The organism is Pseudonocardia sp. P-1 (assembly GCF_058111925.1).
In genome coordinates this window covers 794,081-807,639 of record NZ_CM176614.1, presented here as the reverse complement: position 1 = coordinate 807,639, position 13,559 = coordinate 794,081, and the positions used below count along the sequence as shown (strand labels likewise).

At 78.7% G+C, this 13,559-nt stretch carries 10 protein-coding genes; 8 read left to right on the top strand and 2 right to left on the bottom strand.

Annotated features, from left to right (window positions below; all coding sequences use genetic code 11):
• Positions 1–7: 7 nt before the first annotated feature.
• Positions 8–250 carry a hypothetical protein gene (locus AC0GKK_RS03825; RefSeq protein ID WP_489883176.1) on the bottom strand — a complete coding sequence of 81 codons (243 nt, stop codon included), beginning with the start codon at positions 248–250 and terminating at the stop codon, positions 8–10.
• On the bottom strand, positions 247–624 hold the full coding sequence (locus tag AC0GKK_RS03820) for a class I SAM-dependent methyltransferase (protein WP_489883175.1): 378 nt from the start codon (positions 622–624) through the stop codon (positions 247–249). Before AC0GKK_RS03820 ends, AC0GKK_RS03825 begins: the two co-directional genes overlap by 4 nt.
• A 319-nt stretch (positions 625–943) precedes the next feature.
• On the opposite strand from AC0GKK_RS03820, the gene AC0GKK_RS03815 reads away from it, so the two are divergent.
• From AC0GKK_RS03815 to AC0GKK_RS03780, 8 genes are all read left to right on the top strand, one after another.
• The gene (locus tag AC0GKK_RS03815; protein WP_489883174.1) at positions 944–3,352 is read left to right on the top strand and encodes an FtsW/RodA/SpoVE family cell cycle protein; all 2,409 of its coding nucleotides are present in this window, start codon (positions 944–946) and stop codon (positions 3,350–3,352) included.
• A gap of 154 nt (positions 3,353–3,506) precedes the next feature.
• Positions 3,507–4,412: a penicillin-binding transpeptidase domain-containing protein gene (locus AC0GKK_RS03810; RefSeq protein ID WP_489883173.1), complete on the top strand. Its 906-nt coding sequence runs from the start codon at positions 3,507–3,509 to the stop codon at positions 4,410–4,412.
• Entirely contained in the window at positions 4,409–6,589 is a 2,181-nt protein-coding gene (locus tag AC0GKK_RS03805; RefSeq protein ID WP_476654505.1) for a hypothetical protein, read from the top strand. The genes AC0GKK_RS03810 and AC0GKK_RS03805 overlap by 4 nt, the downstream gene beginning before the upstream one ends.
• The gene (locus AC0GKK_RS03800) at positions 6,586–6,870 is read left to right on the top strand and encodes a hypothetical protein (RefSeq protein WP_345647545.1); all 285 of its coding nucleotides are present in this window, start codon (positions 6,586–6,588) and stop codon (positions 6,868–6,870) included. Before AC0GKK_RS03805 ends, AC0GKK_RS03800 begins: the two co-directional genes overlap by 4 nt.
• Entirely contained in the window at positions 6,867–8,669 is a 1,803-nt protein-coding gene (locus tag AC0GKK_RS03795; protein ID WP_405417519.1) for a hypothetical protein, read from the top strand. The genes AC0GKK_RS03800 and AC0GKK_RS03795 overlap by 4 nt, the downstream gene beginning before the upstream one ends.
• The gene (locus AC0GKK_RS03790) at positions 8,666–11,584 is read left to right on the top strand and encodes a hypothetical protein (RefSeq protein ID WP_489883172.1); all 2,919 of its coding nucleotides are present in this window, start codon (positions 8,666–8,668) and stop codon (positions 11,582–11,584) included. The genes AC0GKK_RS03795 and AC0GKK_RS03790 overlap by 4 nt, the downstream gene beginning before the upstream one ends.
• A complete protein-coding gene (locus tag AC0GKK_RS03785; protein ID WP_345647554.1) occupies positions 11,581–12,894 on the top strand; it encodes a hypothetical protein in 1,314 nt (437 codons plus the stop codon). Before AC0GKK_RS03790 ends, AC0GKK_RS03785 begins: the two co-directional genes overlap by 4 nt.
• Positions 12,891–13,376 carry a hypothetical protein gene (locus AC0GKK_RS03780; protein WP_405417513.1) on the top strand — a complete coding sequence of 162 codons (486 nt, stop codon included), beginning with the start codon at positions 12,891–12,893 and terminating at the stop codon, positions 13,374–13,376. The genes AC0GKK_RS03785 and AC0GKK_RS03780 overlap by 4 nt, the downstream gene beginning before the upstream one ends.
• Positions 13,377–13,559 lie beyond the last annotated feature (183 nt).

Below are 13,559 nucleotides of genomic sequence, written 5' to 3'. Positions count from 1 at the left end.
CACGGGGTCAGTGCGCCGAGGCCGGTCGACCCTCCCGGTCGCGCAGCCGCAGCCGGTACCAGTGCGGTGCCGTGCGGCTCATCGGCCAGCCCAGGCCCGCGGTGCCGGCCGGCTCGGCCGCGACGACGTCCCAGCCGTCGAAGGCCTCCTCGACCTCCGCCCGGGACACACCGCCGACCACCGACCGGAACCGGCCGGGGCCGAACGCGAGCATCAGTACCGTCGATCCCGGGTTGGCCAGCGCGGTCACCCCGCGGCCGGTCGCACGCGGTCGTCGGGGCCGAACCCCTGGAAGCAGCCGACGTCGAGGAACAGGTCGAACGTGCCGAGACCGGCCCCGGGCAGGTCGGTCACGCTGCCCACGACGTAGGTCGCGCCGGTGTCCCGCCGGGCGGCGTCGATCGCGGCCGGCACGGCGTCGATCCCGACGGCGTCCCAGCCCCGCCGGGCCAGCTCGGCGGTGTCCCGGCCCCGGCCGCACCCGAGGTCGAGCGCTCGCCCGGGCGGGCGGCCCCGCTCCGCCTCCTCCCGGTCCAGCCGGGCGCCGGTGCCCTCCGCGGTGAGCCGCCCGTAGCGCTCCCACGGGGTCAGCCCCATGCGGTACAGCCGTGCGTAGTTCGTCACCGGGACCACCGGCCCCGGTGGGGCGGTTCGGGCGGCAGCCTCATGGAGTCCTCCGGCAGGGCGGGTCGGGCACCCAGGATGCCGTTCGCGGTGTCCCGGCCGCACGGGCCGACGGTCCCGGATCCCCGGGGCCGCCCGGCGTGCGGCTCGGACCGGTCCGGGGGCCGCGGCGCAGCCGCCGGCACGGCGGCTCGTCCCCAGTATTGGGGCGGCGGCCGGGACGCCGGTAACGGATCGTCGCGCGGACCGACGTATCGAACGTGATCGACAGTTCCGACGCAGGACCGGCAGACCGTCCGGGGGCGGGGGTCCGCGGCACGTGCTGACCTGGCTCGTGGATCAGCTGCTGCTCCGCGCCGCGGCGAACCTGGTCGTGCTGGCCGGGCTGGTCGTCTCGGCCGGGGTCACGGCCCGGCTGCTGCTACGGCCCGGGTCGGCGCCCGCGGTCGCCGCGGCCGGTGCGGTCCTCCCGCGCGGTCCCGGTGGGCGGGGCGGGGCCGCCCAGCTCGTCGCCGGGCCCGCGCTGGTGACGGCCGGGTTCCTGGCCTCCGGCGCCTCGGACGTGGCCTGGTCGCTGATCGGGGTGCTGCTCGTCGCGCTGTGCGCCGGCCTGGCGTCGTGGCTGCTGCGGGTGGCGCACCGGGACCGCGGCGAGGACCGGGTCGCGCCGGCCGCGCTCGCCGTCCTCGGGGCGACCTCCGCGCTGGCCGTCACCGGCGTGCTGCTGGTGGTGCGGCTGGTCGTGGTGCCCGACCCGGACGCCGCGACGTCCGCGATCGTCGAGGGACCCACGGTGCGGACCGCGGTGGAGACCCTGGTCCTGCCGTTCGCCGTGGTCGCCGCGGTGTGCGCGGTGCTGCTGCTGGTGCGCGCCGGACGGCTGCGGGTCGTCCGCCGCGGGGCGGCGGCCCTGCTGGACCGGGTGACCCGGCGCCGCCGGGCCTCCACCGGGCGGCGCTGGGAGTCCACCCTGCTGCTGGAGGGGCTGCTGCTGGTGGCGGTGCTGGCACCGCTGGTCGAGGGATCGCCGAACCTGACGGTCGCCCGGATCGCGACCCCGGAGTACGCCAAGCCGCTCTACCTGCTCGTGCTGGCGGTGCTGCTGGCGAACCTGGCGGTGCTGTTCCACCCGCCGCAGGGCTGGCGGGCCCGCGAACGGTCGACCTGGCGGCCGATCGTGCCGCTGGCGATCGTCGCGTTCGGTAGCGCCGCGCGGTCCGACCTGGGGCCGCTGGTCCCGGCGCTGGCCGGGATGCTCGCCATGTACTGGTCGGTGCTGCGCGCCGAGGCTCGGGCCGCGCAGCTGCGATCGGGCGCCCCGGACGACGCGGCCGGGCGACGCCGGGTCCGCCGCGAGGCGCTGGCAGCCGGGCGACCGCTGCTGATCCCGGCGCTGGGCTCGCTGGCGGCGCTCGGTCTCGCGGTCCTCGCCCACCCCTACATCGCGAACCGGGTGCGCACCTGGTGGGAGCCGTGGGTGTACCCGTGGGTGTCGCCGTGCGTGCCGCCGCCCGCCGGGTCGGCGCCGCCGTTCGAGGTCCCGGACGGCAGCGTCGCCTGCCAGGAGGCGCTGCAGACCTACGTCGCGGGGCGGCTCTCGCAGATCTCGCAGAGCCTCGCCGCGGTCGCCGACGGCGGGCTGTGGGGTCGCGGGCTGCCGGACACGATCACCGGCCGGATCCCGGCCGGCTCGACCGACTTCGTCCTCGCGGTGACCTGGAACAAGCTCGGCGGGCTGGCCGTCCTCGCGCTGTCCGTGCTGGTCGTGCTGCTCGGGGTCGCGCTGGTCACGCTGTACCGCGACCTGCGCCCGGGCGCCCGCGCCGGGGACCCCGGACGGCTGCTGGCCGCCGGCGCGGCCGGGATGCTCGTCGGGCAGTACCTGTTCGTGCTGGCGGCGACGCTGAACGTGGTGCCGCACTCCGGCATCACCGCGCCGTGGCTGTCCCGCGGCGGGCAGTCGACGCTCGCGGTGACCCTGGTGGTGCTGCTCGCCGTCGCGGCCGGCTACCGCGGCGGCCGCCCCGCCGCACCCGACCCGCGCCCGGCCCGGCCGGCGCTGCGCACGACGGCGGCCACCGCGGGCGCGCTGGCCCTGGCCGCCTGCGTCCTGATGACCGGCTGGGTGGTGGTCCGCCCCTACTCCGGGCACGCCGAGGACCTCCCGCTGTGCCGGGACCCGCTGGTCCCGGTCGACCCCGACCGGTGCACCACCGACCGGTTCCGCACCGCGCGGGCCGCGGTGACCGTCACCCTGGCCGGGGTGCCCGCCTACCGCCAGGAGCGGGCCGGGGCGGGCTGGGTCCCGGTCGGCGAGCCCGCGGTGACCCGGGCCGACCTCGCCGGGATCCTGGACGACGGCGGGGGCGGCATGGTCGACGCCGCCGTCGTCGAGCAGGCGGGCGGGGTACCGGTCACCTCGGTCCTGCGACGGCTGGTGCCGCCGGTGCTGACCGGCACCCCGGACGTGCAGCTGGACCTGACCGTGGACCCCGCGCTCCAGCACGCCACGGCGACCGCGCTGGACGCCGAGGCGGGCGGCCCCCGCTGGCCGGCGGCGCCGTCCTGCTGGACGCCCGCACCGGGCACGTGCTGGCCGCAGCCTCGGTGCCGGCCGCGGTGCAGGACGCCGCCGACCCGGCGGTGGAGGCGGCCCGGCAGGAGGCCAGGGACGCGGTCAACGACGGCCGGGCGATGGGGAGCGCCGCGCGGACGGCAGCATCCGTGACCTGACCCCGGACGAGGCCGACGCGTGCCGGGACGACCGGGTCCCGGACGACCCGCAGCGCTGCTGGCGCTGGCTGGCCGGGCCGGCCGGGGACACCGCGGAGCTGCGCCGCTACGTCGGCGACGACCCGGACGCGACGGTCCCGGCGGCCGGCGTGGACCGGGCCACGGCCGGGCGCTACGGCGTCGGCTCGACGTTCAAGGTGGTCGTCGCCGCGACCTACCTGCGTCGCCCCGGCACCGGGGCCGAGGACCGGATCCCGGCGCCGCAGCAGGTCGACCGCCCGGGGACGGCGCCGGTGCGCAACGCGGGCCGCGGCGCCTGCGCCGGCACCGGCGACGACGGCCGGATCTCCCTGCGCACCGCGCTCGCGGTGTCCTGCAACACCGCCTTCGCCGCGCTCGCCGCCGAGCTGGGCTGGCCGGCGATCCGGGACACCGCCGTCGACCTGGGGTTCGGCACCCCGACCCGGGCCGCGGACTGGCGCTCCGGGCCGGACTTCGGCGCCGCATCGCTGGTCCCCGACGACGACGCGTCCGGCCTGGCGAACCTGGCCCTCGGCGGCGGCACGGTGCAGGCCTCCCCGCTGCAGATGGCCTCGGTGATGGCGACCGTCGCCGCGGACGGCACGGCCTCCGCGCCCGGCATCGTCGGCGGCGCCCGGGCGAGCGGGACGTCCGGCCCGTCGGTGGCCACCGAGCCGGAGCGGCGCCGGGTGCTCACCCCGGAACAGGCCGGTGAGCTGCGCCGCGCGCTGGGGGCGACGGTCGAGTCGGGCACCGCGTCCCGGCTGCGGCTGCCCGCGGCCCTGCGGGACCGGCCGGCGGGTGAGCGGGCCTGGGTGAAGACCGGCACCCACGAGCTGTTCCCGCCCGGGACCGACCCGCCGCGCGAGGTGTTCGCCCGGCAGGTCGCCTGGATCACCGGGTTCGTGCAGACCGGCGGCGGGCCGGTCGCCTTCGCCGTCGCACTGGAGACGCGGGACGAGGCCGCGGGGGCGGCCCGGGCCCGCGCGATCACCGAAGCACTGCTGGACGCCGTCGTGGAGGGACGCCGATGACCGGCCATGGAGCGGACGAGAACGAATCGGTCGGCGTCGCCGCCGTGGCCGCGGCGACCGCCGTCGTCACCCGGTACCGCCAGGCGGGCTGCCCGGACGGCACCCGGATCGAGGTGGAGGTCTGCACCCCGGTCGCACTGGGGCACGCCCTGGAGGCCGACGTGACCGAGCAGCTGCAGCGGCTGCCCCGGGCGCTGCCACCGCTGCAGTCAGTCGGTGTGCTGTTCCGGGCGGGCGCCACCCGGTCGGTCAGCGCGCACGTCCGCCCGGTGCACGGGGGACCGGCGCCCGCGCCGTCGCCGGTTCGGGAGCCGCGGCCGGCAACCGGCCCGACGCCGCCGGCCCGGCACCTGCGCCTGGTGTGGGACGGGGCGGAGCTCGGCTTCCACCTGCCGCCGCTGCGCGGCCCGGTGGCGCTGCTGCGCCCGGTGTCGTCGGGCACCACCGCACCGGACGCGATCCGGCTCCCGCCGGGGCTCGCGGTGGTGCCCAGCGGGCACCTGCTCGACATCGTGCCGGACGGCGGTGGGCACGCGGTGCGCCGGACCGCCGAGCGGGACGGGGTCGAGGTCACCGTGGACGGCGTCCCGCTGGCCCCGGACGGCGGGCAGCGCCGGCTCGGCGAGTCCGGCACGCTACGGTTCACCGCGGTCCGCGGGACCGCCGGGGTGCTGCTGGACTACGAGCTCCTCGCCCCGGACGCGGCCGGCCCGGACCACCGGGCCGCGACCGTCGAGGGCGACCTGGAGCCGGAGGCGGTGCGGGTGCGCGCCGACTTCGAGCCGGTCGATATCCTGGTCGACCCGCCCGCGGCCCTGGACGTGGCCCGGCCGCAGTTCCCGGTCTGGGTGGAGGAGGACGTCTGGCTGGTCGCCGACCAGCTCACCACCACCGGGGTGACCGTCGGTGGCACCCAGCGCTGGCACGTGAAGCTCTACCTGTGCGCGACCGCGCAGCACGCCGCCGGGCTGCGCAGCCACCTCGGCGAGCGGTCCGAGGCGATCGGCCGGCTCAACGCCCGCGCCCGCAGTACGGGCGCGGTGGACGGCGAGCAGCTGGCGATGACGCCGGTGTACGTGGCGCGGCCGCCGTCCGAGGCGGCGCCGGTGGAGCACACGGTGGCCCGCCCGGTCGCGGAGCCGCTGGTCGGCGGGCCGGGCAGCGGTTTCGTCGGCTGGTTCGCCCGGGGCGACAACCTCGACCCGGACCGGGTGGTGGTGACCGTGTCCCGCTGGTTCGCGCCGGTGGAGTGGACGGTCAACCCGGCCACCCCCGGGCTGGAGCAGCTGGACAAGCTGCGCCCGGTCGGGGTCGCGATCGACCTGCTGCACGAGCTGGGCTGGTCGCACGGCGACGTCAAGCCGCAGAACGTCTGCTGGCAGCCCGGCGGGCGCTACGTACTGGTGGACGCGGACTCGCTGGTCCGCACCGGCCGGGTCGACGATCTGCGCCCGACCTGGGCCTACGCGTCGCAGGCGGTGCGCGAGGCACTGATGCCGGTGGTCGGCGCCGACCCGGCGGCGGCGGTCACCGCCCCGCTGCGGGGGCCCGCCGCGGGCACCGGTGCCGGGTACGAGGACCGTGGGGCACACACCGGCGAGCACGACCGGTTCGGCTTCGCGCTGCTGGTGCTCACCGCGCTGGGGGGCAAGGGTCTCACCGACGCCCTGGTCGAGACCGTGGACCGGCCGGCGGTCCCGGTGGCCGGCGGCTCACCGGACCGGCCACCGGAGCGGCGGGTCGACCGTCCCGGCGAGGTCGGGGCGACGCTGTGGAACCGGTGGCCGGGCGGACGTCCGGCACTGATCGGGGCGTTGCAGGAGGCGTTCGCGGAGCCGGTGCTGCGCGGTGCCTGGTCGGCCGCCGGCTGGCTGGGTCGGGTCGCCGACCGAGCCGCCGCCGACCACGCCGAGCTGGGACCGCGGGACCGGCCCGAGGAGCCCTGGGAGCCCGACCCGTCGCTGCGCGGGATCCACCGGGCGGTACTGGCCGACCAGGTCCGCGCCGCCGACCGCGCGGCGGCGGCCGCCGTCCTGCTCACCGAGGAGATCCGCAGGCGGGCCGAGGACACCGCCCGCCGGTACGCGCTGTACACGTCGTCGCTGGTGCTGCTGCTCGGCGTGGTCGCCGTGCTGGTGCTGGTGGCGCTGCTGACCCCGACCGGAGGAGTCCGATGAACGCGCTGCGGCGCCGTGTGCTGACCGAGCGGCTCGACCGGGAGTGCGGGGTAGACCGGCTCGTCGGCGACCTCGCGATCCCGGTGGCCGACTGGGCCTCTCCCGGCGCGGCCCCCGCCCGCGGCGCGGCCGACGCGGTCGAGTCGGAGATGCTGGCGTTGCTTGCCCGGGCCGAGCGGGCCGGTAAGTGGCACGGCGCGGTGACCGGGCTGCTGTGCAGCGTGCCGGTGGTGCTGCTGGTTCTGCTGACCGTCCCAGTCGTGCTGGCGGTGCTGCGGTGAGCGCCCCCGGTGCGGTGTTCGGGCGGTGCCCGGTCTGCGCGGCGGACCTGGGCACCCCGCCCTCGGCCGGGGCCGGCTGGCGGCCGCCGAGCGTGCAGCTCGACGTCTGCCTGGCCGGGGACAACGAGGTGTCCGGCTGGTGGGTCCGGACGTTCCCGGACGCCGCGGGCGGGGTCGCCCAGCGGGTCAGCGACGGCTTCGACCCGGACCAGGTGCGCCGCCGCTACCACCTGTGTGGCGAGGGCCACCTGTTCCTGGTCGGCTCCGGGCGCGACGGCGGCCCGGACACCCGCACCCAGTTCCGCAACGTGGTGGCCGCGATCGGGTCGGTGGCCAGCGGGAAGAGCTACCTGATCTCGCGCACGATCGCCCAGACACCGGTGCTGACCGCCCGGCGCCGGCGCGGCGCGGACACCGCGCTGCGGTACCGGGTGCCCTCGGTCACCGACGACATCGAGGACCGCCCGGGCCGCGCGCTGCGCACCGCCTACAACCGCACCCGGGACTTCTCCCAGCCGATGAGCCCCACCAACCTCGACGACCTGATGCCGGTCCGGCTGCTGACCGCCATCGACCGCGGTCTCGCGGTGCACGTGGCCGAGGTGCACGCCGACGTCGCCGGGGTCGCGGATCCGGCGGAGCGGCCCGGCGCCGCCGGCTGGGGCATGCAGATCCGCCAGCCCGTCGTGCTGCGGACCGAGCTGTCCGCCCGGGACGGTTCCCCGGCCGAGCACGGCTGGACCGGGATCGCCGACCTCGCCGGTGAGTCGATGCACCGGCGCCGGGTCGGCGACGAGGACCAGGAACAGCTGCTCGCCAGCCTGGGCGGGCTGATCTGGGTGGTCGACCCGGCCGTCGACACGCGGCTGACCGATCTGGTGGAGGCCGCGCTGCGCGAGCACTCCCGGGGCGGGGGGACCGACTCGCGGGCGGTGATCGCGGCCAGCAACCGGTCCGACACCGCGGACGTGCGGCAGGTGCAGAGCGTGCACCAGGGACTGCAGGCCGAGATCGCACTCTCGCTGGCCGGCAACGACGGACCGCTCGGGACCGACGGCGCGCGCCGCGTCCTGATGGTGGCGGTGAACAAGGCGGACCTGGTCCGGATCGCGCTGACCACCGGCGCGGGCGGGTTCGACGAGATCGACGGCGGCAGCGGGGCCGTGCGCGAGGGCATGACGCAGTACCTGCACTACGTGCTGGACCGCACCGGCCCGGACGCGCACCGGCACGGGGTCCCGCTACACCCTGGGCCGGGCCTGCGCGAGCTGCTGGACGGCCTGCGCGCCAGCGACGAGGACACGGTCGACCTGCTGGTCGACCGCCTGGTGAGCGCGCTGTACCGGCACTACGGCAACGCGGACCGGTTCTGGGGTCTGGTGCACGACGGCGCGGCCGCCGCCATCGAGCTGCCCGGCGGCTCGGACAGCCGGGTACCGCCGTCGGTGCCGCTGCGGGTGCCCTCGCTGCAGGACCACCTGGCCGACGCGCTGCAGCGCGGGGCCGGCTCGCAGCTGCAGCTGCGCGACGTCGTCGCCGGGGCGATCGGGTGCGGGCTGCTGACCGCGCTGGAGCACACCGCCGCGGTCGGTGTGCTGCTCGACGAGCCCGGATGCGAGGTACGGATCTTCCTCTGCTCGCCGCTCGGCGAGGTGCCGACGCAGCTCGACGGCGGCGGCGCCGACCACCGGCCCGCGGTGATGCCGTTGGACTCGGCCGCGGTGTTCCCGGTGCTCAACCGGGAGTCGGCCGGGCTCACCCAGCTGTTGCTCTCGATCGTGTCGGGGGTGCGGTCGTGACCGCCCCGGCGCCGGTGCGGGTGTGGTTCGGCGACAGGACCCGTGGCTACGTGCCCGACCTGGAACGCACCGGCGACGTGCCGCGGGCGTTCCTGGACGCCGCGTCCCGGCTCGGGATGCAGCCGCCGGAGGGCCTGGCGGCCCGGGCCACGGGTCCGCTGTTCACGCTGCGCCGGGTCGAGGTCGGCGGCCACGGCAGCCACCTGTGCCTGACCGAGCAGCTCGTCGGGAAGGACGTGGGGCGGGCCGGTGGCTGCGTGTTCACCTTCGCCGCCGCCGACCTGGCGGACGCCGCGGACCTGTGGCCGCGGACACCGCCCGGTGTCGCGGACACCGCGGCCACGGCACGGGTGACCGACGTGCTGCGCACCCTGCACCAGCGGCCCGACGCGCCGGTGCTGCGGATCCCCGGCACCCCGGCTGAGGCCTCCGCCGCCATCGGCACGCTGCTTGCGGCGCTGCCGTCGCCGCTGGTCGACGGGCGGGTGTGGGCGTCCTGCCTGACCTCGGTGCCGGGCCCGGCGGACCGGTCGTCGTTCGTGACCGGCGGCTGGTCGGACGGGATGCGCCGGGACCTGCCGGACGCGGCGGCCAGCGTCGACCGCTGGCTGGACGGGGCCGCGACGCCGTCGCCCGCACCGGACGAGCTGGACGGGCGCACCGAGCGGGCGCTGTCCTGGCTGGCCCGCCGGGCCGGGCAGGGTGACGCGCACACCGTCGTCGCCGGGTCGGCGTCGCTGGCCGAGGTGGTCCGGCACGTCGTGCGGCACCACCTGCCGGTCGACCGGGCCGACGTGCCCGCGCTGGTCGCGGACGGGCAGCAGTGGGAGCGGCTGGCCGACTCCGCGGTGACCGTGCGCGAGTTCGCCGGGCTGGACCCGGAGCGGGCGATGGAGCTGGTCGGCCCGGTCACGGCGGCGCCCGCCGGACGCCCCGACCGGGCCGCCGAGGTGCTGTCCGCGCTGCTCACCGGCATCGCGGACGGGCCCGGACCGGACCGGACCGACACCGGTCCCGGGCTGAGCCCGCCACCGCTGGACCCGGCGCACTCGCCCGGCTGGGGCCGGACCCTGGCCGACGCGCTGATCCGGGTCGAGCCGGACGAGCACCAGCGGGCCCGGCGCGTGCGGTACTGGCTGCTTGGACCGGGCCGTCCGCTGGAGCCCGGCGACCTGCGGGACGAGGCGCACGACTGGCTGCGCACGGTGCTGCCGGACCCGGCGGCGCACCCGGAGGTGTTCGAGCTCCGGCCGGCCGAGATCGCCCGCCGGCTGCTGGACCGGGGCGGCATCGAGCCGTGGATCGTGACCCGGCTGGAGAACGACCCGGACCGGACCGCTCTGGTGCACGGCGCGCTGCACCGGCTGCCGGACGCCCCGCCGCCGGTCGCCGGTGCCCTGGTCCGGCTCGGCCGGGACTGCGGGATGCGCCCGTCGGAGATCGCGGACGCGGTGCGCGCGCTGCTCGACCTCGACACCCCGCGCGAGGGGGGTACCGGCTGGGTGTCGGCGGCGGTCGAGGCGGTCGAGGCGGTCGGGCCCGGTGCGCGGACCCTGCGCGCGGTGATCGGGCTCCTGCTGGGCCGGCTCGACGAGTGGGGCGAGGCCGCCGACGCCGGCACCCTCCGGGCCTGGGCCCGGACGGTCCTCGACGACCCGTCGGCCGCGGGCGTGCAGCGGACGGTCGCGCGCAGCGTGCTCGCCGACCCGGCGCCCGGCCCGCCCGGAGACGCCGTGGCACAGGCCGGTGCCGTCGTCCCGGCCCGGGCCCGGGGCGGCGAGCCGGTCCGGCGCCGCTTCCGGCCGGGCGGCCGGACCGCCGCGGACCCGCTCCGCGACGACCCGGCAGGCGACGGCCGGGGCACCGGTGCCCGGACCGGCGGGACCGGGACTCCGGGCGACCCGGCCGACCGGGACCGGACCGTCGGCGGCCGGGCGCACCGAAGCCACCCGGGCGCGGCACGCGGCGGTGCCCCGGACGCCGAGCCGTGGAACACCGGCGCCCACGCCGGGCCCGGACGCCCGGGGGGTTCGGCCCGGGCGTCCCGGCCCCGCGGTGCGACCGCCGGAGCGACGCCCGGGGCGGCCGCCGCCGGGGCCGCGGTCCCGACCGGCTGGTCGCTGCTGGGACGGTTGCGCGGCTGGTGGCGCCGGGACCCGGCGGCCGATGCTGCGGACCGGGCGCCGGCGGACCCGGACGCCGGGTCGGGTCCGGACCTGGGCGCCACCACGCGGCTGCCGGTCTTCCGGGGGGACGGGACCGCACCGGGGCTCGCCCGAGATGCCCGGACCGACCGGCCCGGTGCGGCGGACCTGTCCGGCCCGGCCGATGGGCTCGGCCCGACGGATCGGCTCGGCCCGGTGGATCACGCGGAACCACCCGGTGCCGCGGCCGGGCCGGACCGGGCAGTGCACCCCGACCGGTCCGACCGCCGCGATCTCCCCGACCGGGTCGATCCCGACAGCTGGTCGCGCCGGCCGGACCCCGGTGCGCGCACCGGCGCCGTCCCGGCCGCGGGCCCGGAGCTCGAGGTGGGCCGCCCACGGCGGATCCCGGGTGCGCCCGCGGCCGGCGGCCGGACGACGGCCCGGGTGGTCGCCGTCGTCGCCGTGCTGCTCGGGCTCGGTGTGATCGTCGCGGGGCTGTACTGGTGGCCCGGCGCGGACGGCCCGTCGCCGTCGTCGCCGCCCGCCTCGACCGCACCCGGGGTGCCCGCCCCGGCACCGTCGGGCACCGCGCCGCAGGGCGGGGCGCCGTCCTCGGCGGGGACGGCGCCGGACACGGCGGCGACGCCGGGCGGGACGGTCGCGCCGGACGGCACCCGGCCGGCCGGCGGCGCGGCCGGGACGGGGGCGGACACCCCCGGTGGCGCGGCCGACCCGGCCTCCGGCCGCGGAACGGAGGTCGACCGGTGACCGGCCCGCAGGCGGCCCCGCCGTCGCACGACGACGAGCGGCCCGACCGCCCGACGGCGGCCCGGGCCGTCTCGGCGCTGCTGTCGTCGATGCTCGGCGAGCTGTCCCGCCGTCCGGACGCGGCGCGACCCAACGGGCGCCAGCTCGGCGCCCTGCTCCGGGCCGGGCGTGCCGAGGCGGACCGGATCGCCCTCGGTGACCCGTCGACCCCCGGTGCGACGCTGTGGCGGCTGGACGGCCCCGGCAGCCTGCGCGACGCGGCCGACCGGGTGGTCCGCCGGGCCAGCACCGTCGCGGTCCTCGTCCCGGTGCTGCTGACCTGGCTGCTGCTGGGCGCCGCGGAGGCCTACTACGCGCGGCAGCACGCTGCGACCGCGCCGGGCCTGCGCCCGTCGTTCTTCGCGGACTGGATGTCGGCGCCGGCCTGGCGGGGGCCCGCCGCGCTGTCGGCGCTGATCGTGCTCAGTCTCGGGCTGATCATGCTGTCCTACGCCAGGGCGGCCCGCGACCAGCGCGCCGCCGACGACCTCGACCGGTGGGCGCAGGAGCAGGAGACCACGCTGGTGGTGCCGCTGGAGCGGCTGCGCTCGGCCGTGGCCGCGGCGGACTCCACCGACCGGTCCGGCCGGGCCCTGACCCAGGCCGCGCACCGGATGGAGGCCGCCGCGACGTCGCTGGCGGGCAGCCGCGGCGTCGTCGACCAGCTGGGCCGGACCCTGGCCGGGCTGGCGTCGTCGGTGGGCGAGCTGTCTCGGGCGGTCCCCGAGCTGGGCAGGCAGTCCGCCGCGCTGGGCGAGACCGACATGCGCCTGCGGGCCGCCGCGGCGGACCTGGACCGCCGGGCCGCACCGCTGGTCGAGGCCGTGCACACGGTCGAGTCGGCCGCCGAGGCGGCCCGGGCCGCCGGGCACGACGCGGGCCGCGCCCGCGACGAGGCCGCCGACCTCGCCGACCGCACCGCGGAGCTCGCCGAGCGCGCCGAGCACTTCCGGTCGGCCCTCGCCGAGGCGCGGGCGCCGGTCACCGCGGCCGGCGAGACGATGACCTCGACCAGCGACCGGCTCGCCGAGACGGCGACCACGCTGGCGACGACGGCCGCCGACCTGCGCGCCGTGGTGCGCCGGGTCAACTGGCTGGGGCTCGTCGCCGACGGGCTCCGGCACCCCGACGACGCCCCCGGTCACGACGATCCGGACCACGACGCCCCGGAGCGCGACGCCCCGCACCACGACACCCCCGGACCCGACGGCAACGGCTCCCGGCCCGCCCCGGCGGCCCGCCCCGGCCGGCCGGCGGAGGAGCCCCGATGAGGCGACGGTCGCGCGCGGCGGCCGGACCGCCGGCGTTCGCGATCGCCGGCTGGCTGTTCGCGGAGCTCGCGGCGATCCTGATGATCGTCGCCTTCGCGTCGGCGGACTCGCCCCAGGAGGTGCCCCGGCAGGAGGGACCCGGGGCGGGCCGGGAGGACCAGGGGGTCCTGCTCACCCCGGTGACCTTCGTCCTCCCGGTGCCCGCCGGCGACGACGGCGGCGGGACCGTCGCCCGGTTCCGGACCGACCTGGCCCGGGTCGTCGGACCGGACCGGTCGGTCGGCCTGGCGCTGATGTTCGGGGTGTCCCGCGACCCGGGCCGGCCGCTCGCGGGCACCGCGGTGTCCCGCCGGCTCGTGGAGCTGGTGCGGGACCTGCCGGAGCTGGAACGGGCCGCGGACATCCGGCCCTACCTGGGCGACAGCGAGGACGGCGCGCCGGGGGAGGTCCGGGTGGAGCTGTTCCTCCTGACCGGGTCGTGAGGGCCCGCCTGCGCCGGCTGCTCCGGTGGATCGGGTGGCGGCCGCCGGCACGGCGCGGAACGGGCGGCCGGGTTCCGGGGTGCCCAGGTGCCGGGGGGACCCGGCCGGTCCGGCGGCCCGGTGCGGGGGCCGGTCCGGCCCGGCCCGGCGCGCACGGCGGCCCGAGCGACGGGGTCGGCCGCC